The organism is Chryseobacterium lathyri (assembly GCF_019970085.1).
Lineage (GTDB): Bacteria > Bacteroidota > Bacteroidia > Flavobacteriales > Weeksellaceae > Chryseobacterium > Chryseobacterium lathyri.
The window spans coordinates 637,378-658,680 of record NZ_JAHXYG010000002.1 but is presented as its reverse complement, the minus strand read 5'-3'; the positions used below and the strand labels follow the sequence as shown (position 1 = coordinate 658,680).

Below are 21,303 nucleotides of genomic sequence, written 5' to 3'. Positions count from 1 at the left end.
TCTGTTTCTTTGGAGGCAGATTTTTTTATTTACCAATGACAACCAACCCAATAAGCGTAGAAGCATTAACAGAAATAATATACAAATAGTATGGATAGTAATTTTTTAATTATTTTTCTATTAGCTCTGTGTATTTTATTAATTAAATACTACACTCCAAAAATAAAGGGATTAATTGGTGAGAATAAAGCCTCGAAAGCTTTAAAAAGGCTCAACAATGAAAAATACATTGTTCTGAATAATATTGAATTAAATATTAAAGGCTCCACTTCACAAATAGATCACATCATTGTTTCAGATTACGGGATATTTGTTATTGAAACTAAGAACTACAAAGGCTGGATTTTAGGCTATGAAAAAGATAAATTCTGGACTCAGGCTATTTATAAATACAGACGTAAGTTTTACAACCCTATTTTACAAAACCAAGGGCATATTTATGCTTTAAAACATGTATTGAAAAATTATAAATATCTGAGATATTATTCAATAATTACCTTTACAAAAAGAGCAACGCTTAAAACCAAAACATATACCGATGTTGTTTATATAAACAGGTTAGTCAGAACAATAAAAAAATATGATTCGTATTATATTAACGAACACACTAAGAATGAAATTGTTGCAATAATTCTAACGGCAAAAACAAACAGCCGAAATAAAGATAAAAAACTCCAGGTTAATTCTGGTATGAATAAAAATACCTTATGCCCGAATTGTGGTGGAAATCTTATTGAGAGAAATGGTCAATATGGAACTTTTCTGGGCTGTAATAATTTTCCCAGATGTAAGTATACGAGAAATAAAAAGTAACAATTCTATTAAAACTGTATTGTAAAAATGAATAGTCATTTATGAAAACCCTTAAACGAACATTCAAAATATTTATTACCATTCTGCTTTTATGGTTATGTGGACATTTGATTTATATAATTGTTGACGGTTTGACAGACAAAAATATGCACGCAGATATTGCTGTGGTTTTAGGCAATACAGTCAATGAAGACGGAACACTTTCAGAAAGACTTGAAAAACGCATGGAATGTGGACTTAATCTTTATCGTTATGGACGAGTGAAAAAAATATTAGTCAGTGGCGGACTTGGAAAAGAAGGATTTTACGAAGGTGACAAAATGAAAGGGTATTTAATTAAAAACAAAGTACCTGACAGCGTTATAATTGTCGACAATTTTGGCAACAACACACTTGCAACCGTGAACAACACCCTTAAATTAAAAGACAGTTTACATTTTCAAAGTTTAATTGTTGTTTCTCAATATTTTCATTTGACAAGAACTAAAATGTTATTCAGAAAGCAACATTTTGAAAATGTAAGCAGTGTAAGTCCTCAATATTTTGAATTGAGAGACATATATTCGTTATTGAGAGAATTTGTGGCTTATTATATAGGATAAGATATTACAAATGACAAATTATCTCGTTGTAGAATCACTCCTTTTAAAAGCATCCACCTTTTTATAAGAATCATTTTTCTCCTTTTCTTTTTTATCAGAAATCAGGATTCCGAAAAGATGGTCGATTTCATGCTGGAAAATCACAGCCGTGAACCCCTCTACAATCTCGGAATATTTCTGTCCTTTCAGATCAACATACTCTAACTGGATCACTTTGCTTCTGTAAAACTGGTCTCTGAATTCAGGAATGGATAAATCTCCTTCCGGGCCGAGATTCTGTAATTCTGATCTCCACACAATCACAGGATTGATAAAGTATTCCAGAGGATTTCCTTCTTTATCAAAACGCTGTACCCAGATCACTTTTCTGTTGATCCCGACCTGTGGCGCCGCAATTCCCACTCCACCATCTGTTGATAAAAGAGATTCTTTCATTCTCTTGACCAAAGTTGCGGTATTGGAATCAACCGGATCAATTTCTGTTGAAAGACTTAATAAGGTTTTATGCTGATGAGAATCTGTAATCTGGTAAATCGGTAATGCTGTAGTAATATCTCCCTGATTAATAATTGAGGTTTCGTTTGAGGTCAATTTTTGAGCATTCATGAAGCCGATAAAAAAGATAAACAGAAAAGATATTTTTTTCATTTTTATTATTTGTTATACAAAGATAGCTAATGTGTTTCAAACATATAATTGGGCTAAAGCCCTGTTTGGCTATTTTTATAAAATTAAACGGGCTAAAGCCCGTTTCTATTAAATTTTAAAGGGGTTTATTACATATCGAATGAGCTAAAGGCTTCGACTCCGCTCAGCCTGACAGCCGATACTATTGTGGATAGTCATAACATTATCAGGCTGAGCGGAGTCGAAGCCTCTATTTTGTTATAAAACTCTGGTCATCAAAAAGAACCTAAGAATTTTAAAATGTTTTCGTCATATCAGCCGGAATGATCAGGTTGAAATCTGTCGGAATATATTCTTTCGCAGGTACTTTCAGCTCCGGATCTTCAGATTCAAAAACTGAGATCACCGCCATTTTAAGGGTCGGGTTTTTCTGTTTGATATACCAATAGATTCCACCGAATTCCTTACTGTGATAGTTTCCGTTGTAATGGATAAAAGTTTTCCCGGCCTGCATGCTCTTCAGGATAGATTCAGCCATGGTGGCATCTTTTGTGGCTTGGGCAGAAATGAAGTTCATCACTTTGGTTCCTTCGGCATGATCACCCATCATTGCCTTCATTTCCTGATACCCCGGCGTATCCAAAGTTACTTTGATCGGGAGCTGTGCAATGTATGCTTTCTCTTTATCACTTAATTTATTCAGAGATTCCAATCCTTCTTTTGCGGTCTGAGATGCATATCTCCTTGGAATATTGGTCGCGATAAAATTCAGTTTTTTAGTTTTGGCAAAATCAACCAGCGGTTTGTAATCTGTTGCATAATTATTCCACAATCTGGCAGAGTCTTTTAATGTTTTAGCATCAAAACTCCCATTCAGATACTTGTTCAGCTGCAATTGATTATCTCTTTCGAACATTTCTGCTCCTAAAATAATCTGTCCGTTTTTCTTTTGAAATAAACCTTCCGTCACTTTCAGCTGAAGCCAATGGTTAATAGAGCTGTTATGATTCTCCCCAAAGAAAACAACATCATATTCAGCCAGCTCTTTGATCAGCTTATCTGTTTTTACTTCCTTCCCTTTCTTGTCATAAAACTGGTAGGCTTTGAAATCCTGTCCGCTTAACGAACAAAAAACTGCCAGCAAAACGGCGATAAAAATATTTTTCATTTTTATTTTATTTAAACACGAATTGTACAAATGTTTCTTTCACAAATATCACAAATTTTCTGCTCTATCCTCTCATAAAAAGGACCGCCTTGAATTTAAAACAAAACGGTCCATTAAAAATCATCTAACTATTTATTTCTCTAATTCTGCCACAAGATCTTTCCACTCCTGCAATTCAGGAATTCCAGGTTTTCTTTTCCCAAAGAACTGAACGATGAAATCCCCTTCTTTGTTGAACACTTCAATAGCCGTTACTTCCCCGTCTTCAGTAGGTTTTTTAACGATCCATGCCTCTGCAATTTTCGTAACATCCAGATGTAAGTTGAAATCCGGGTCCATGACATTGAACCACTGCTGGTGCCAAAGTGTTTTCTTCACATTTCCTGTATGAATCTGGATAATTCCCCTGTTTCCAACGAATACCATGATCGGAATATTCTTTTCTGAAGCGTCTTCCAGAACATTCACCACTTTAGAATTATCAATTTTTTTAGCAAATCCTTCCGGAGCCAGTCTCAGTGCCTGGGTTCTGCTTACCCCGAATTTCCTTGTCATCATAAAGAAATCGTGGGTATCTTTTAATTCCGTCCACGCTTTTTTGAATCCTTCAGCATCAATCTCGGAATCAGCCTTTTCAATAGCTTTCGGAGCTACTGCTTCAATAGTGAACACCTGGTTCTGGTCTTCTGCTCTGAATTTTTCTACAATGGCATCGAAAGCAGCTTCATCACTGTTTTTGGTCAGATAAATCTTATGAAGGGCAAGACCGTCTTTTCCGAAGAACTGAAGGCTTTTTTTGTCTCCCTCCACTACAGCAAACGCAGATTTCCAGTGGTTAAGGAATATTCTAAGATCGATATCCTCTCCTACGAAAAGCTGTGCATGAGGACTGCTGAAATCACCGTTCTGGTAGATTCCTTTTCTTTCGTGCACACATTCGTCATTGCGGGTAAGCGCCATTACTTTGCCTAACTGTTCTGCTTCGGTAAGGATAGCAGGAAATTCAGGTTTAAGTACCGTTACTCCTTCGCCTATGCTTGTTGCCAGTAGTTCTGCTTCACTTACGCTCAGCTGTGTTGCAGCATTTCTTATTCTTATATGTGGATTGTCTGCTTTCAGAGCTTCCCATTTTTCCTTTAAATCATTAACTAATGTGCTCATTATTTTATTTTTTTATGGTTAAAACTGTATAAATTCTATGGATGGTTTCGTTTCCTGATTTGCTTTGTATATCTTCTTCTTTTTCAGATATTTTCATTCTCTTGAAGTGGCTTTTGGAAACAAGCTGCTCCATTTCGCTGTTGCTGTACATGGTAAAATCATATTCTGTAAACGGCAGCGTTTCCATAAATTTTTTCTGTCCGAACGTAAGAACGAAAGTTCCGTCCTTCTTTAAAACTCTGTGGATCTCATTGAGAAACTCAACTGGTTCTTCCCAGAAATACACGGTATTGACAGTAAATATCTTATCAAAAGTTTTGTCTTCAAAAGGAAGTTTTTTTCCTTCATACAGCACAAAATCAGCCTGCCTTTCAAAGTCTTTGTTCAGCTTTCTGGCTTCATTGTACATGGTTTCAGAAATATCTACTCCTGTATATTTCAGGTTTTGGGCTCTGCTTAAAATATTTTTAAGGTGTCCGGCATTGCCGTGTCCTATTTCAAGGATATGTTCATCATCTTCTATTAAAAGCGTTTTAATGCTTTCCAATGTCATGCTGATATTGGTAGCGTTCATCATCTCGCCGATCTCTATGCCTTTTTCTCCCTGTGGATTGGCGAGATTCTGCGCAAGGATTTTTAATTCATCTTTTTCCATGGTTATCCAAAAATGATCATTGGGTTATTGGTAATAGGGTGCCCGCAAATGGTGCACGGAAAATTGTACGCCTGGCTGATTGTTTCAGCAGTAAATACTTCCTGTGGCGTTCCGTATGCGGAAACCTTTCCTGATTTCATTAATAAAATTTTATCTGCAAATTGTGCAGCAAGGTTCAGATCATGCAATACAACAATAGCACTGTTGGCCTTTTTAGTGAAATTCTTAATAATCTCTAAAGCTTTGTACTGATGTTTTATATCTAAATTATTCAAAGGCTCATCCAGAAATACCAGTTTGTGGGCAATCTCATTTTCCAGCTGGGCCATTACTCTTGAAAGATGGACACGTTGTTTTTCTCCTCCGGAGAGTGTATTGTATTCTCTGTCTTTCAGGTGATAAACGTCTGTTTCGTACATCATTTTATTCATCGCCTCAAAATCTTCTTTACGTGGCTGTGAATCAAAGTACGGATAACGCCCCATCATGACCACGTCTTTTACATCCAGAGGAATCTCGTTGGAATTATGCTGTGAAAATTTAGACTTATGCTGAGATAATACTTTCACTTCCCAGTCTGAAATGGATTTTTCCTTAAATAAAATCTCCTGTTTCCCCTGTTTTATTTCATTAGCCAAAACACTGAGAAGACTTGACTTCCCGGCTCCGTTGGGTCCTACAATCGCTAAGAATTCGCCATACCCTAAAGAGACATCAACGCCCTCAAGAATATGGAAATCCTTGTGAAGATAATTGATCTGATGCGCTTTTATCATTAGAGTGATTTTTTAAATTTAATTAAAATAGCGATAAAAATGGGTCCTCCGATCAGGGAGGTCAAAATACCGATGGGCAATTCTGATGGTGCCACAATGCTGCGGCTGAATGTATCAGCTATCAACAGCAAAACACTTCCCAAAACAGCTGACAACGGTAAAATGAAAACATAATTTGATTTAAATAAAAGTCTTAAAATATAGGGTACGATAAGACCTACAAAACCAATAGTCCCTGAAAATGCCACACAGGTTCCTATCATCAAAGAGGTAATAATCACAATCTGCTTTTTCAGTTTTTCAACGTTGATTCCTAAATGCTGGGCATCTCTTTCTCCTAACATCATCGCATTCAGGGCTTTTCCTTTTGGAAGCAAAATTGAGTAAGAAATAACAATCACTACAGCCAAAACAATATTCTTGGTCCAGGTGGCAGCGGCTAAACTTCCCATATTCCAGAACGTAAGATCTCTTAACTGTTCATCTTTTGATATATAAATAAGGAATCCTGTAATAGAAAAGCCGATGGATGTGATGGCCACACCGCTTAACAACATCATGACAACATTGGTTTTTCCGGCGCTTGTGGAAATCCTGTACACCAGCATCATGGCTAATAAAGCACCTAAAAAGGCGGAAATACCAACCAGTGAAAACTGAACCACTTCAGGAAGATATTGTTTGAAATGCCCTCCTAAAACAATGGCAATTGCCGCAAGTAGTGTAGCTCCGGAAGTTAAACCTATTGCTTCACCGGTTGCTAACGGATTTTTAAACAACCCCTGCAGACTTGTCCCTGAAACAGCAAGCATGCTTCCTACTAAAATGGCCATGACAATTCTGGATGCTCTTACCTCCCAAATCACATATTGATCGCTTAAAGATAAGCCCGGATCACCTTTTATATATTGCCATAAAACTTTGAAGGCTGATGTTCCTCCAAAATCGTAGACTCCTGTATTAAGCGCCAGTACTGCTATAATAGCTAGCAGTACGGCACCTATAGTCAGATAAAAGTACAGTTTACTTTGTGTTCTCAATTAAAAGTTTGTTTAATGCTACTGCTGCTTCTCCCAGTCTAGGTCCGAAACCTGAAACCAATCCTCCGTCCATTGCAATGATCTTTTTGTTTTTACCTGCGTTGGTCTGTGCTACGCCCGGCATTTTAAGAGCTCCTTCGTTTCCGCCGGCACCCTGAAGTCCTGTTTCAAAGAAGAATAAAATATCAGGATTAGCTTTTACAACAGCCTCTGGTGTCAATGGCTTGAAATCTTCAAAATCGTTCACAGCATTTTCTCCACCAGCAAGACCGATCAGAGAGGCCATAGGGGTATTTTTACCTGAAACCATCAGCATGTTTCCTCTTGCGTAGATGAACAATACTTTTGGCTTTTTAGCGATAGGCTGAATTTGTTTCAGATCAGCATCGATTTTATCGTTTAATTTCTGATAATCTGTATTTCCTACTGCTTTGGCTACGTCAGCGATCAGTTTTTTAGTTCCTTCCACAGTGTATTCCTGTTTGAAAACCTCAGCTTTGATTCCTGAAGACTTGATTTTAGCCATCAATTCAGGGTTGATATCTTTTTCTGAAGCTAAAATCAAAGTTGGACTTACCGCCATAATCGGCTCGATTGTCATGGATCTTACGTGTCCAAGATCTTTGGCCGTCGTTTTCAACGTTGAGGGATAGGTGCTGGTAACATCTGTTCCTACAATTTCTTTTTCGTGACCCAGCGCGCTTACAATTTCTGTAATTCCACCGCTCAGGGTAACGATTTTGTTATTGGTTTTCGGAGCTTCAGAAGAGGTTTCTGTTGTATTTTCTTTTTTAGCATCTTCTGCTTTTTTGCATGAATATACTGCCATCATAATGGAAGCTGCAAGGATTAATTTTTTCATGATATACTATTATTTGATTATTATAAAGGGTCAAATTCGAAATTGGTAGTGCCGCGGTGTCCGTCTTCGCTTTTCATGGTATTAAATCTTAACTTAAAGTAAAATCCTTCTGCATCTTTCAGGACAAAAAAGCGGTCTGCGTAAACATGGGGCTGTGGGTTATCTGTTGTTCCCGTAGTGGTTCTCCATTTATCACCAAGAGCCCTCTGATCATTAAATATAAACTTTGACTGATCCACATCTCCTAATTTAAATGAATTGTAAGCCTGATCAAGATTCCCTGCCGCAGTTACCTGGTATACTCCTACTCCGTTAAGGGTATTTGTTACCACAAAGTCCGCAAAGAAATAACTTCCGGCACTTACTCCTGGTGCTGTAAAGACTTCATTGGTAAATGTGGTAAAGCCAAGGTCCCAATTTTTTTTCTTAGGCTGAATTTTCACAGCTGTACCTGTATTAAAACTGAAAAAAGTAAAATTGTAATCTGTATCCTTCGGTACAAAATATTCACTGTAAGTTGTTGTATTTCCTATATCGGCGTAACGTATTTTATATCCGTTCAGGGCTCTGAAAATCTGAATTTTTTTCCAGCCTCTGGCCGCACCGGATAAACTAACTGAGCCTGGCCCGATATTATCAGAAGACGGAATATCTCTTCCAAGGTTTAACAGATACACAGGATTTTCTGCATCATTTTCCTTAATAGGTTCAATTCCTGAGGTCTGGGTAAGGAAATTGCCGTCCGGATGATCAATGTATTGCATATTGGCCGGATCAAATGTCCCAACCATTATGCTTCCTTTAAGGGTGGCAACGTCGGCTTCTGTTACTGTTTTAATATCCGTTTTATTAGGTACTTTTGCCACTGTCATAGCAAGAGAGCTGTTGATCACTACATGAAATCCATCTCCGGTATAGAAACCAAGATCCCAGTCTGTTCTTTTATTGATAGAAGGCTTTTCATAATCACTTAAGTCTATCCAGACCTGATTGGGTTCGGTAGCGCCTCCTACCTTTACTTCTACTACAGATCCGGTAATTGGCGGTGCCGGAACAGGATCTTCATCAGCAGAAACACAGGACTGTAAAGCAACAGCTGAGAAAAGGGCCAATATTTTTAAATAGTTCATAAGGGTAGCTTTTTAGAATTGATAGATTAATCTCGCGAAATAGCTCCTTCCGTAATACAGATTAAGACGGTCAGTCGCGCCATTATGGGCAGTTCCGGCAGTAGCAGTTGTGTTAATAGTCGTTACATCAAATATATTTTTCACTCCTACAGAAAGTTCCATATGATCTTTCCAGAATGGCTGGCTTACAATAAAGTCCATCATATGAAAATCATCAGTTTTTCCCAGTCTGAAGCCTGTACCTTCACTTTCCAGCACATAATTTCTTCCCGGACCGGTATATTTATAGTAAAGGGCAAAACCCGTTTTGGTATTTTTCAATTTATAATTTGCCGATGCTCCTGCCTGAACAAGATATTGGTAATCTGTAGGCGATGTATGATTTAATGAATTCAGGGATACTGAAGTCCCGCTTACAGATCCTCTTAAGGATAAGGCCAGCTGGTCTTTTTTAAAGTCTATATTGGCAGAGAACAGCATGTTTCTGTACTTGTCCATATTCATATACTTGTAGGTTGAGGGATCTTTTACGAGTACCATTTCTATTCTGTCCCGTACGTCCAGATATAATGCATTAACACTGTACCCAATTTTCCAGTCGTTTGCTGTAAAATTCTGATCCCAGAAAGCGCCTGCTGAAAAGCCTTTTTCAGGATTCAGATCAGGGTTTCCCTGTACATCGTGATTGATATTCACGAAATACGTATAAAGCTCATCGTAGGTAGGGAAACGGTTTGCAGTACCTGCCACAGCCCTTAAATTGGAATTTTCAGAAGTTTTATATCTTGCTGAAAGTGAGTAATTAAACTGGTTGTCAAAATTTTCACTGACGGATAGTCTTGCACCCGGCCTTACAGAAAAACGGTCTGAAATATTCCATTCTGCAGAAAGGAAGTTGGAATAGGTAAAAATCTTTCTTTTTACCGCTTCACCAAAAAAATCTCCGGCAATGAGCGCTGCATATCCATTGGTATAATCTAATTCGTATCCAAGCTGAAAATCGAATGTCTTATTATTGAGAAAATTACTGAACATTCCTCTTGAATAGATGACATCTGTCTTGTAATAAGATCTGTCTTCTCTGCTGATCCTGACAGATCTGTTGGGAATATCATAGTTATAGTCATGGTATTTTCTATCCTGGTTCTGGTAAGAAAAATCTCCCATATAGCGGATATTCCCAATATTAGTTTGAATATTAAACTGATGGGCCCATCGTTTGGTATTATATTCCCGGTCTATACTTTCGTAAAGTGCACCGCCCATTCCATCGTTCAGGGGAATCCTGTTAACTTCCGGATTGTAGAAATTGAATTTTTCGTACAGGTAAGACAGTTTGTAGTAGAAAGACGTTTTATTTTTTGAATATCGTATTAGTGCAGAAGCATCGTACTGATCTTTAGGGTTCCATTCAAAGCCTCTTTTATTATCTCTTTCAAAATATTTATAACCTTTGCTCTCCCCTTCATAGCCCATAAACTGGTTATGATTAAAGCTGATATTGGCAAACCAGTTATTATCAATATTATAGTCTACATTAAGGTTCTGAATATGCCTTCCGTTTCCTTTTTTCTTCAGGTCGTAATTATCCCTTACGGTTTCTTCCTGCAGAGAAGCTCTTACACTTACCTTTTTTGTATTGCTTTTTTTGGTGATAATATTGATAACTCCGGCTACTGCTCCGTTACCATATTCCACTCCCATGCTTCCCTTTACCACTTCAATTCTCTCTACATTATTCAGTGAAAGTTTCGTAAGATCAATATTACTTCCTAATCCTGTATCACCTACTACAGGGATATTGTCTATCAGTACTTTTACATAATTGCCATCAAGCCCCATCATATTGGCCGTAGAGTTTCCCGAACGGGTGTCCGGAGTAATCTGGATATTAAGACTTTGATTTAATACATCTGCAACATTGGTAGCAGCCATATTTTTTATCTGCTGGGCATCTATAACTTCAACTTTATATATTGATTTATTGATAGACTGCTGCGTGTACTGTCCTGTAATGACAACTTCCTCTATTTTATTTTTATTAAGAGAATCTTTTTCTTGTGCAGTTATCCAAAAGGCAATGGACAATGATAGAACGGAAAGCACTTTCTTCTTCATAAAGCAAAAATTTTGGCAAATATAATGCTTTATTTAGAATAGTTAAAAATAAATACTTATTTTTGTGGAATAATTCTAAATAAAAATAACGTTATGAAATTAAAACTACTTTTAGGAACATTAATGTTTACGGCTGCTACAGCGCATGCACAAGTAGCGACGCTTAATGAAAATTTCAACAACTTTACTATTGGAACGACTACTTTTCCTCAAAATGGATGGTCTGCTGTGGTTGCCCCTATAACAGGAGCATTTCCTCCGGCATCCCCTAGAATGATTGTAGCAGCCCTTGAAAACGACAATACACAGAGGTTTATCCAGTCTTATGCCGGCAATAATGCGACAGCTCCTTCATATCTTATTACGCCTATGATTGAGAATCTTACAGGAGACCGTGTTTTAAAATTTAAAACTACATTAGTATCCCCATCGCCAGGGCCTGGAACAATCCAGATCGGATTAGCAACAAGCGCCAGCGATATGTCGACTTTTGTAGGTGTAGGAAATCCTATCAACGTAACTACAATTGGAGTGGTTCAAAACATAAGTATTAATATTCCTTCAACTACAGGTTCTTATATTATATTTAAATTTACTCCAAGCGCTGCCCATGTTGCGATACAAATAGATGATGTGGTGTACAACTCTTCTACTACTCTAGGGGTTAACGATACTGCCCAATCTAAAGAAAACTTCAAGTTTGCCGTTAATACTGACCAAACTGCATTGGAATTTGTTACCAAAAAGGAACTAAAAAAGATTGAGATTTATTCTGCTGCAGGACAAAAAACAGCCGAAGGACAATTAAAAGGACAGAGATTTGATATCAGCGGACTTCAGACCGGTGTTTACTACATGCTGGTAGAAACTGCAGAAGGCCCCGTAGTGAAATCCAAGTTCATCAAGAAATAAGGTTTTATTATTATTAGACTAGTATGATGCCTTTGAAGCCGGCGGGAAGTATTTCCGGCCGGCTCTTTTTTGTAACAAACCCGTTATTTCCACAGAATAATAGCTGTAAAACAAGATATAAATCATGTTTTTATTTAGAATGATTAAAAATAATTATATACTTTTGTGGAATCATTCTAAATAATAATTTAAAAATAAGTTATGAAAACAAAACTATTATTGGCTTCGGTACTGGCTCTTTCTGTTCAGCAGACTGTTTTGGCACAAACTGATGCATTAGGATACACACAGGCAAATATGACGATGGGACCTTCCTACCAGAATCGTGTGTTTTTTAATCTTGCAAATGGTAATATGGTTTCTCAGCCGGCAAATACCTGGGATGTCGCTTTTTACAGAAATTCCAATTTTGCATTCGGTTCAAGAGTTAACGATGCTCTGAATATTGAAGTGTATACAGCTTCTACCAACCTGGCAGACTGGGATACTGTCAATATCAACAATATCGCAAACTGGGGTGAGCCTCTATACAACCCTGACCAAACGACTGATATCAGCCAGGGAGCTTTTGAGCAGGGGCCCGTTACATCCCCTAATCCTAACATTCCATCAACAGGTTGGGGAGTTTACAATTCTTTAACTCATCACATTGAAGGAAAGGCTATTTTTGTATTAAAATATACCACATCCAATACTTATGTGAAATTTGCCATTGAAGATGCTTTTGGTGGATATACCTTCAAATATTCCAAATGGAACGGAACAGCCTGGGGGCCTACTGAGACAAGAACTCTAGCCAACGGATCGGATGATGCCTATTTCAATTACTTCTCATTTACTACAGGTGCAAAAGTTCCTAATATGGAGCCCTCTAAAAGTGCATGGGACTTTATGTTTACGAAGTATTACACTTTCTATAACAATATGATGATGTATCCGCTTACAGGAGCCATCCAGGGGCCTAGTGTAAAAGTAGCAAAGGTACAGCCTGAAACACAGGAAACAGCTGCTTTCTCCACACCTGCCGATACCAATTTCTCTTCTAACATTACCACAATAGGTCATTCATGGAAGGGGATCGGAAACGTTTACAATAATGTGGTGTATTACGTGAAAAAAGGTAATGATTATTACAGGATGTATTTCACAACCAACGGAGGTGCTTCTACCGGAGATATGTATTTTAAATACAAAAAAATCACAGCTACTTTGGGAATAACGGAAGTGAGCAAAAAAGCATCTTTCGGGATCTATCCCAACCCTACAACAGCGGACAAAAAGGTGACTGTACTTTTTGATGTAAAAGAAAAGGTCAATAATAAGGGAAGCATCGAGGTTTATGATCTTACAGGAAAAAAAGTACACACTGCTGAACTGACCAACCAGACGGGTTTTTACAAGCAGGATCTGAACTTATCCCATCTTACTGCAGGAAATTATTTAGTAAAAATCACTTTCGGAGGCAGTACGGAAACGAAAAAACTTATCGTAAAATAACTCAAAATTTTAATACTTTCTATTTTTTCTAATCAAAAGGCGGCTTCAGTATTCTGAGACCGCCTTTTATATGTTTTTTTAATTCAAAGATTGAAAGATTAAAATATTAAAAGACTACAATTTCTGTAACCCTGAATCTTTCAATTTTTAAATGCTTGAATGTTTAAATCTTTAAAATCAATAAATCTTAAACCCTTTATATACTTCTGCAGAGCTTTCCATGATTTTTGAAGCATCTTTACGGAAATCCAGAAGATGATCCTGCCCATTGTGTCTGTTATGATGATCAACACTTTCCCACAACTCGATCAGGAAGAAGGTTCCTTTGTTATCTTTGTCTTCAATAAGATCGTATTGCAGACATCCTTCTTCTTTTCTGGTCTCTTTTACAAGGTTCTGAAACAGTTCCACAGCGTCCATCAGGTAGTTTTCGTTAAACTTAAAAAGCGCTACTATATGCAAATTCATGTTCTAATATTTAGGGTGTAAAAGTAGAATATTTTCAAAGCTAAACATGTTTTTGAGGCATTTATTTTTTTGCAAAGCACATAAATTTTACTTGAAAACTGATTTATAAATAGTTATGGAGCTCATTACAATAACAAGGATTCCGATAATCAGAAACATTTTTTTAACGGGAAGTTTTGCTGTAAGCATAGCAGAAAAAGGAGCGGTGATAATCCCTCCTATCAGAAGACCAAGAATAATATTCCAGTGCTGTATCCCGAGGGTAAAAAAGAAAGTCACAGCAGCAGTAATCGTCAGGATAAATTTGGCAACGGTAGAACTTCCAACCGCAAATCTGGGTGTAAAAGCATTTTTAATAAGGGTTCCCGTAACCAGCGGACCCCAGCCTCCTCCTGCAAACGAATCTATAAAACCTCCGATCACGCCAAGCCTTGTCAGGTTGGTTTTTCTTTTCATTGCCCTGTTCTGCTTATCTTTAAATGCATTGGACAGGATCTGAATACCGAGATAAAGAGTATAGAAAGCAATAAGTGTTTTTGTAATTTTGGCATAATATTCACCTAAATAGGTCAGACTTACCGCCCCAATAATAGCTCCTATAACTGCCGGAACAGCAAGTTTCTTCACTAAACTTTTACTCACATTTTTGAGCTTGATATGGCTTAAACTTCCCGCAGCTGTGGTAAAACTTTCAGCGGAATGAATACTGGCACTTACGATATGAGGCGGAATATTCAGGAATAAAAGCGTTGTCGTACAGATCACGCCATACCCCATTCCCATTGATCCGGCTACAATCTCAGCAAATACACCGACCAGCATCATCCAATAAAAAATATAATTGTCTTTGGCAAGAACATTCAGAAGCTCATCCAGATAACCCATTTCATACATGGATAAAATAGTGATCAGCAATACTGCAGCCGTAATAAAGAATATATTGAGTCTTACCTGGATTTTTCTTGAAATTATCATAGTACAATATCATTACAGCTCCTGCTCTACCGTTTCATTCAGAGATTTGTATCATCTGTATTCCAGAATCTAAAAACTGAAATAAAGCGGTATTCTTGTGATTAAAGCATTTGGCTTACTGCAAATATCAAATAAAAATATTATCCTACCAAATAAGTAGACTAATTATTCAAAAAAAGGACCGGGTTAGTCAACCAGATCCATCAAAGTTTTTTTCTCAAGAATATTCAGAGAGGCATCCCGGACTTCTATAAGTACATCATGCAGTCCGCAATGCTCTTCATTGCAGTCTTCACATTTTTCATAGAAATTTAAGCTGACGCACGGCAGCATGGCAATAGGCCCGTTTACGAGACGGATGATCTTTGCCAGTTTTACATTTTCAGGATTTCCTTTTAAAAAGTACCCTCCTCCTTTTCCTTTTTTACTGTCAAGGATATCCGCTTTTTTCAATTCCAGCAGAATATTTTCTAAAAACTTCAAAGGGATCTTCTTATGTTCCGCAATTTCGGAAATAAGGACCGGGCCATCATTCCTTTTTTCTACAAGGTATGAAAGCGCTTTAAAAGCATATTGGGATTTTTTTGAAAGCATTACAGCAAAAATAAGAAAATAGTTTGAATTAGATAAATGGAGAATGATGATCGTAAAAGTTAATTTCTCTAATTGATACATTAACTTTCATAACGTTGTTCCTTTCCTATTAAATTCTTAAGTTTGCTCATATGTTCAGTAAGCAAGAAGCACAACAGTTAAAAAAGGAGTTTTGGACAGCTTTTGGAAAATCTTTTCCAAGAAAATGGATTTTGTATGATACCAAGATCAAGGATTTGTCATTTAAGTTTTATGCCGACAACAAAAAAGCAGCAGTTTCATTGGATATAGAAATGAAAGACGAGATCTTCCGGAATGCTTATTATGAAAAGATATGGTCTCTGGAAGACATCCTGAAAGATTTTATAGGCGACTTTCAAAAGGAAGAGCATTTTACCCTTGATAACGGAAAAGTGATCAGCAAAATCTGGGTTGAAAAACATAACGTTTCTATATTCAATAAAAATACATGGCAGGAAACTTTCGAATTTTTCCGGGAAAAAATGGATGGTTTTGAAAGGTTTTATTATGAATATGAGGATTTTATAAAGGATGTTTAAGTTCAGACATAATGCCGATACTAATCATCCTCATATAAATAGTTTTGTATTATTGATAAGAATATTTGCTATAGCTCAATACAATTTTTTTGCATCTGCTGTTCGCAATTTCTTAACAAAAAATTCTTATTATAAAAGCCCAGATATAATTCTGTAATTCTCTGATTTTAAATATATTTGCACTTACAAAAACTAACCCATGAAAACAGAATACAGAGATGAGAATTTCAAGCTCAAAGACCATTCGCATGCCTGTGAAAAAAACTCAGATGATACAGGCATTTTTATCTTACCCAAACCCTAACAATAAGCAAGCTCATTCTGACCGCTTCCTTGTGCCCTCCTGGTATATGAATAAAGAAATTGTGAAATTATAAGAAACATTACGGAATATAAAAAATGGCCCTGAAAATGCAGTACTATAAATCTGCATCAATAAATTTTAAATTATTTATCATCAATATAATAAGGATTAAAAACTGCAAAAACCAATACACTGATAACACAACATATATTAACTACTAACCATGAAAAAAGTATATAAAAACATTTTTGGAGAAGTGATTTCAAAAGCAAAAGCTGAGAAACTGGACGATTATCATTTATATTATTATGAAAAAGATTCCGAGACCCTGAAAGAAATTGAGTTTCTCGCTGAGGATGAGATATACAACATCAATTATTTTATGAGTCACAATGAGGATGAAGAGCAGATTATCAATTATCTGAAAGAGAAATCTGACCTTTTCGATATTGAAAAGAGGGAATTTGCCGGAGACTTCATCATTGCCACCAACAAAATATATTCATTAACCGTAGATGAAAAGCCTTTGATCTCAAAAACGGTTTTTTATCACGATGATCCTGAAAATTTTATCTGTTCCCAGATCCTGGACACTGAAACATTGAAACCTATCCCGGAAAGAACAACAAAATGCTGGTATACTTCTGATGAAAACGGCGAAAAATATGCTGCTATAGAGTTCAGTTATCAGGAAGACGGAAAACTTGAACTTGCTATAGATAAAACACCTAACCCTGATAATGACCTGGAATGGGAACATTATGAATACTCTACTTTTAAGGATCTGCAGAATAAAATTCCAACTGATATAGCCTATTATAAGACCGCACGTCTGCTTCCTGAGCCTGTAGAGCAAGAATAATAAAATCTTTATTGCATCAAAAATCAAACAACCGTTTACATTTTTTCGTATTTTTTAATAAAATAAAAATGTCGGGTTTAACAGTGCTATACAATACTTTTAAACTCTTCATACTGATCAAATATTATATCAATTACCAATCACAATGGAAGAGAATTCGTTTATATTTACTGATGGACAGGATCCTAAAATGATCGAAGCATATGAAAGAGCAAGAGAAACTTTTAAATATTTCTGGCGGGAACAGTCCTGGGAAAACAGAAGAATTATTCCCGGTCTTGACCTTGCCTGCGTAAAGGCAGCATTCAGTGAAGAAGATCCTGAAACAGGAGAAAATACGGTAGAACACATGTGGATCAACGAGATTGATTTTGACGGTGATACGGTAAGTGGATTCCTGATTAACAATCCCAACAACCTTACCAATATCCAGGCCGGAGATTATTTTGAGATTCCACTGAATGAGATTAGCGACTGGCTTTTTGCCATCACTCCTGCTGCTAAGAAGCCCAAAGGACTCTCCAAACTATTTTCTTCACCCGCCAATTCTTTACCAAAAGCCTATGGCGGATTTACCATTCATAAAATGCGAGCTGATATGCCTGAAGATGAAAGAAAAGAGCACGACGACGCATGGCAGCTTGATTTCGGAGACTTCAATGATATAGAGGTAGTGAATGAACAGAAGGAAAAACCAGAAAATCTTATAGAGCATCCGATGAGTAAAAATATGGAAGGAGAATTCCTAAAGTTCCTTCAGGAATACCCCGACGAACTTACCAACAAAGATGAAAATGGACTTACTCTTCTTCATAGAGAGGCCATCGCCGGAAATCTTACCTCTGTAAAAATTATATTGGGAGCCGGTGCAGATAAAAATATAAAATCTAACAACGGAAAAACCGCTCTGGACTATGTGAAACAGCTGAAGTGGGAACATATTATTCCGGTTCTGGAAGGTTAAATAAAATATTTCATATAAAAAAGAGAAACCTTTCGGTTTCTCTTTTATTATCCAAACTTCCTCTTCCTCAGCCAGAAGAACAATCCTCCCAGCAGGCCGATCACTACCAAAGGCAGTAATAAATTCAGCCACTGCCAGTTTGTTTTTTCTTCCGTAATGCGGTTTCGGTCCAGAAGTCTTTCTTCTATATTTCTGTTTCGGAGAGCCATCAGGTTGCTGTCATCCAGAAGATAATCCAGTGCATTTCTCAGAAACTGCTCGTTTCCGAACTCCTGATTGGTGAGACGGTCAATTCCCATTGGGAGTGGCTCACCTTTGTGCATTTTGTTTCTTCCTACATCTCCGTCTGCAATAATGATCATTTTGTTTTCAGGGCTTTGACTTTTAAATCCGGGATAACCTTTTCGTTCAATTCTTGATGCATAGGCAGAATTAAACTTCCCCTCCAGCGCAACGGCAAAGATTTTCGGGGTGCTTGGTTTTTCCATCTGGCCAAGACTGTCTACACTGGCAATCTCTTTCAGATCCACATAGTTGGGAACCTGTTTCAGAAGTGTTCTTTCGCTGGATTCAAAAAGTACTTTTGTTTTGATATTTTTTCTTCCTCCCAAAGTATCAATGGAAGTTGGAAACTCAAATTTTACCGGGTTGATATTTTTCGTGATCGGATTATCATTCTCAGCAATTCCCAAAGGAAAATAGGGCCACGGCAGGCTTGTATACTGTGGGTTCCCTCCTACTTCACCCGTAACCAGTTTCAGGAGTGCAAATTTCTTTACATCCTTCACCAAAGCCGGATTGATCCTGATCCCGTAATTGAAAAAGAAATCCGTCATATTGATATCCACAGGAAAAGGCATTACCTTTTGAGACCTTGTCAGCGTATCCATTTCGGCATTTACGGCATCGATCATCCAAAGCGTTTTCCCGCCATTCATAATAAACTGGTCAAGAATCACTTTTTCATTATCTGTGAATGCTTTTCTCGGCTTTGCAATGACCAGAGCACTCATCTGTTTCAGCAAAGGAAGATCTTCCTGAGTAAGCTCTGTCTGGTTTTTTGGAATAACCGGTCCTGCATCGTAATTTTCCAGTGCCAGCTGCATAAAGCTATGGAACTCTTCAGGTCCCAGTTCGTCATGATTCACCAGGATTCCTACCTTCTTTCTTTTATTAGCTGCAATATTCTTGATATTGGAAACCAGGCTGTATTCCAGACCTTCTATAGATCTTGTCAGCTGCTGATCCGCATCTATTCCCGCCTGCTGTACAACCAGCGGAATAGAAACCCCTCTTTTATCATATTTTATAACAGCGTATGGAAAAAGGGTGATCTGGGAAATCTTTCCGTCTTTAACATCCGGAAGAACAGAAGGCTGCATTCCCATCGCCATCAATGTGTCCTGGGACATTTTTGTCTTAATCGGATCAATAAATTTGAAATTGATCTTCGGGTTGATTTTTCTGAACTCTTCCAGCATAAATCTGGTTTCGCTCTGAAGCTGCTTAAAGCTTGCCGGAAAATCACCCTCAAGATAAACATCTACCGTAAGCGGCTTTTTCACCGATTCCAGTACCTTTACCGTATTATCCGAAAGCGTATATCTTTTTTCTTTGGTTAAATCTAATCTGATTCCTGAATATGTAAGCAGAATAACCAAGGGTATCACTGCTATTAAGAAAATTCCTAATGGAGATTTAATATTGAACTTCTTCATCATGCTACTTCTTTTTAGTGATAAAATGGTTGGACAATAATAACGTAGCACCAATGATCAGAATAAAATAAGCCACATCTTTAAGATCTATAAGACCTCTGGTAAAGCCGAGAAAATGCTGATAAAACCCTATATTCTGAAGGATAAAATCTGCACCACCCAACAGTTTGTAGCTCGCAAGCTGCTCTATCCCGAAATACATGATAAAACACATGAAAACTCCCAGCAGATAGGCCATGATCTGGTTCTGAGAAAGTGAAGAAGCCAGAATACCTACTCCAGAGAAAGCAGCAATTAAAACGATTAATCCAATATAGCTTCCGAAGGTCATTCCAAGGTCAATATTTCCTACCGGAACACCTAAAACGTATACCGTATAAAGATAGATCAGTGACGGAATAAGGCATAAAACCCCAACGATCCATACCGAAAGAAATTTTCCTGCTACCAGGTCTGAAACTTTTAAAGGCTGGGAAAACAGCCAGTTCAGCGTTCCTGTTTGCTGCTCTTCTGCAAAGGTTTTCATAGAAAGCGCAGGAATAATAAACATCAGCAGCCATGGAACCAATACGAAATAGCTCTGCAGGGAGGCCATCCCGATGTCGAAAATATTAGAATCATTCTCGAAGAAAAACAGGAAAAGAGCTGTTATGAGACTAAATGCAGCGATGATTACCCATGCGCTCCAGTTTCCAAAGTAACTCCAAAGTTCCTTTTTTAAAATTGCAATCATAGTTTTTTGTAAAATGTAAAAAGTAGAATGTATGGTGTATGCATTCTACTTAAACAATTATTTGTTTTTTTTATTCTTATTAACGAGTTTAACGGTCATCATGATCAGAAATACAAGAACGAAAAATCCTGCAATTAATTGCCACCAGTACTCAATAACTGAAGATTTCAAAATCACTGTAAACACGACCAGAAACAGAATGAAGGTTGCAATTTCATTGGCCTGTCTCAGCTTGATATTAGGAGTTTCGATAGTTTCTCCGTTCAGTTCTTTCAGTTTCAGCACTTTTTTCCAGCACCAGTAATGATAAACAGCAAGACCGATCAGGAAAGTCAGTTTTAAATGAAACCACGGCATTTTCATCAATCCGGTATTCAGGAAGATCATGACAATTCCGCAGACAGCCATAATAATTCCAGCCGGAACAGTAATGATATTCCACAGTCGTCTGGCCATGAATGTATACTGTTCTCTAAGTATCTTCTTTTTCTCTTCAGCAAATTCATCCGTATCCTTGTAGTAAACAAAAATTCTTACGAGATAAAATATTCCCGCAAAATAACTTACCATAAAGATAATGTGCAGTGCTTTGATTATAGTATAAAGCATTTTTTAAAATAATGGCAAATATAATGTTAATAACAAAAATATTTGTTAGAAATAATTATAAAAATGCTTCGGCTTCACTCAGCATGACATCGCTTATACTAACTGTTTTAATTTTCATCTAAAAATCAAACGTAATAATGAACATTGTCATGCTA

22 protein-coding genes are annotated in these 21,303 nt (G+C 37.1%); 7 read left to right on the top strand and 15 right to left on the bottom strand.

Translation table 11 applies throughout. The features are described from left to right. Positions 1-90 precede the first annotated feature (90 nt). A complete protein-coding gene (locus tag LC418_RS08305; protein ID WP_111957848.1) occupies positions 91-813 on the top strand; it encodes an NERD domain-containing protein in 723 nt (240 codons plus the stop codon). A 41-nt stretch (positions 814-854) separates the two neighbouring features. After that, positions 855-1,415 (top strand): YdcF family protein, encoded by a 561-nt coding sequence (locus LC418_RS08300; RefSeq protein ID WP_111957850.1) that lies wholly within the window; start codon positions 855-857, stop codon positions 1,413-1,415. Positions 1,416-1,433: 18 nt separating this feature from the next. Here the strand turns inward: LC418_RS08300 and def are convergent, their stop codons facing one another. From def to LC418_RS08255, 9 genes are all read right to left on the bottom strand, one after another. Continuing rightward, on the bottom strand, positions 1,434-2,063 hold the full coding sequence (gene def / locus LC418_RS08295; protein ID WP_223558733.1) for a peptide deformylase: 630 nt from the start codon (positions 2,061-2,063) through the stop codon (positions 1,434-1,436). A gap of 274 nt (positions 2,064-2,337) precedes the next feature. After that, positions 2,338-3,210, bottom strand: a complete 873-nt coding sequence (locus tag LC418_RS08290) for a ChaN family lipoprotein (protein WP_223558732.1) — start codon at positions 3,208-3,210, stop codon at positions 2,338-2,340. A gap of 132 nt (positions 3,211-3,342) precedes the next feature. Next, positions 3,343-4,371: a hemin-degrading factor gene (locus LC418_RS08285; protein WP_223558731.1), complete on the bottom strand. Its 1,029-nt coding sequence runs from the start codon at positions 4,369-4,371 to the stop codon at positions 3,343-3,345. A gap of 4 nt (positions 4,372-4,375) precedes the next feature. Continuing rightward, a complete protein-coding gene (locus LC418_RS08280; protein WP_223558730.1) occupies positions 4,376-5,026 on the bottom strand; it encodes a class I SAM-dependent methyltransferase in 651 nt (216 codons plus the stop codon). A 2-nt stretch (positions 5,027-5,028) separates the two neighbouring features. Continuing rightward, a complete protein-coding gene (locus LC418_RS08275; RefSeq protein ID WP_111957860.1) occupies positions 5,029-5,802 on the bottom strand; it encodes a heme ABC transporter ATP-binding protein in 774 nt (257 codons plus the stop codon). Continuing rightward, entirely contained in the window at positions 5,802-6,842 is a 1,041-nt protein-coding gene (locus tag LC418_RS08270; RefSeq protein ID WP_223558729.1) for a FecCD family ABC transporter permease, read from the bottom strand. The genes LC418_RS08275 and LC418_RS08270 overlap by 1 nt, the downstream gene beginning before the upstream one ends. Beyond that, positions 6,826-7,704 carry a heme/hemin ABC transporter substrate-binding protein gene (locus LC418_RS08265; protein WP_223558728.1) on the bottom strand — a complete coding sequence of 293 codons (879 nt, stop codon included), beginning with the start codon at positions 7,702-7,704 and terminating at the stop codon, positions 6,826-6,828. Before LC418_RS08265 ends, LC418_RS08270 begins: the two co-directional genes overlap by 17 nt. A 20-nt stretch (positions 7,705-7,724) precedes the next feature. Continuing rightward, positions 7,725-8,834 (bottom strand): HmuY family protein, encoded by a 1,110-nt coding sequence (locus LC418_RS08260; RefSeq protein WP_223558727.1) that lies wholly within the window; start codon positions 8,832-8,834, stop codon positions 7,725-7,727. A gap of 12 nt (positions 8,835-8,846) precedes the next feature. Then, positions 8,847-10,952, bottom strand: a complete 2,106-nt coding sequence (locus LC418_RS08255; protein WP_223558726.1) for a TonB-dependent receptor plug domain-containing protein — start codon at positions 10,950-10,952, stop codon at positions 8,847-8,849. Between the two features lie 93 nt (positions 10,953-11,045). Here LC418_RS08255 and LC418_RS08250 point away from each other — a divergent pair, with 93 nt between their 5' ends. Continuing rightward, positions 11,046-11,864, top strand: coding sequence for a T9SS type A sorting domain-containing protein (locus tag LC418_RS08250; RefSeq protein WP_223558725.1), 819 nt, complete (start codon positions 11,046-11,048; stop codon positions 11,862-11,864). 201 nt (positions 11,865-12,065) lie between these two features. Further along, positions 12,066-13,361, top strand: coding sequence for a T9SS type A sorting domain-containing protein (locus LC418_RS08245; protein WP_223558724.1), 1,296 nt, complete (start codon positions 12,066-12,068; stop codon positions 13,359-13,361). A 177-nt stretch (positions 13,362-13,538) separates the two neighbouring features. Here the strand turns inward: LC418_RS08245 and LC418_RS08240 are convergent, their stop codons facing one another. The 3 genes from LC418_RS08240 to LC418_RS08230 form a co-directional block, all read right to left on the bottom strand. Beyond that, the gene (locus LC418_RS08240) at positions 13,539-13,829 is read right to left on the bottom strand and encodes a putative quinol monooxygenase (RefSeq protein WP_111957874.1); all 291 of its coding nucleotides are present in this window, start codon (positions 13,827-13,829) and stop codon (positions 13,539-13,541) included. 87 nt (positions 13,830-13,916) lie between these two features. Beyond that, on the bottom strand, positions 13,917-14,804 hold the full coding sequence (locus tag LC418_RS08235; protein WP_223558723.1) for a sulfite exporter TauE/SafE family protein: 888 nt from the start codon (positions 14,802-14,804) through the stop codon (positions 13,917-13,919). Positions 14,805-14,990: 186 nt separating this feature from the next. Further along, complete coding sequence (locus tag LC418_RS08230; RefSeq protein WP_111957926.1) at positions 14,991-15,398, bottom strand: RrF2 family transcriptional regulator; 408 nt, start codon at positions 15,396-15,398, stop codon at positions 14,991-14,993. A gap of 131 nt (positions 15,399-15,529) precedes the next feature. Between LC418_RS08230 and LC418_RS08225 the strand changes: the two genes are divergently transcribed. From LC418_RS08225 to LC418_RS08215, 3 genes are all read left to right on the top strand, one after another. Further along, positions 15,530-15,958 (top strand): DUF4268 domain-containing protein, encoded by a 429-nt coding sequence (locus LC418_RS08225; RefSeq protein WP_223558722.1) that lies wholly within the window; start codon positions 15,530-15,532, stop codon positions 15,956-15,958. A 527-nt stretch (positions 15,959-16,485) separates the two neighbouring features. After that, a complete protein-coding gene (locus LC418_RS08220; RefSeq protein WP_223558721.1) occupies positions 16,486-17,124 on the top strand; it encodes a hypothetical protein in 639 nt (212 codons plus the stop codon). Positions 17,125-17,269: 145 nt separating this feature from the next. After that, the gene (locus LC418_RS08215; RefSeq protein ID WP_223558720.1) at positions 17,270-18,088 is read left to right on the top strand and encodes a DUF2314 domain-containing protein; all 819 of its coding nucleotides are present in this window, start codon (positions 17,270-17,272) and stop codon (positions 18,086-18,088) included. A 47-nt stretch (positions 18,089-18,135) separates the two neighbouring features. Here LC418_RS08215 and gldG read toward each other — a convergent pair whose 3' ends face one another. Genes gldG through LC418_RS08200 form a run of 3 tightly spaced genes read right to left on the bottom strand, consistent with a single transcriptional unit; the run spans position 18,136 to position 21,148 of the window. Further along, a complete protein-coding gene (gldG, locus tag LC418_RS08210) occupies positions 18,136-19,806 on the bottom strand; it encodes a gliding motility-associated ABC transporter substrate-binding protein GldG (protein WP_223558889.1) in 1,671 nt (556 codons plus the stop codon). A gap of 4 nt (positions 19,807-19,810) precedes the next feature. After that, positions 19,811-20,539 (bottom strand): ABC transporter permease, encoded by a 729-nt coding sequence (locus LC418_RS08205; protein ID WP_223558719.1) that lies wholly within the window; start codon positions 20,537-20,539, stop codon positions 19,811-19,813. A gap of 57 nt (positions 20,540-20,596) precedes the next feature. After that, positions 20,597-21,148, bottom strand: coding sequence for a CopD family protein (locus LC418_RS08200; protein WP_034707934.1), 552 nt, complete (start codon positions 21,146-21,148; stop codon positions 20,597-20,599). Between the last annotated feature and the right edge of the window lie 155 nt (positions 21,149-21,303).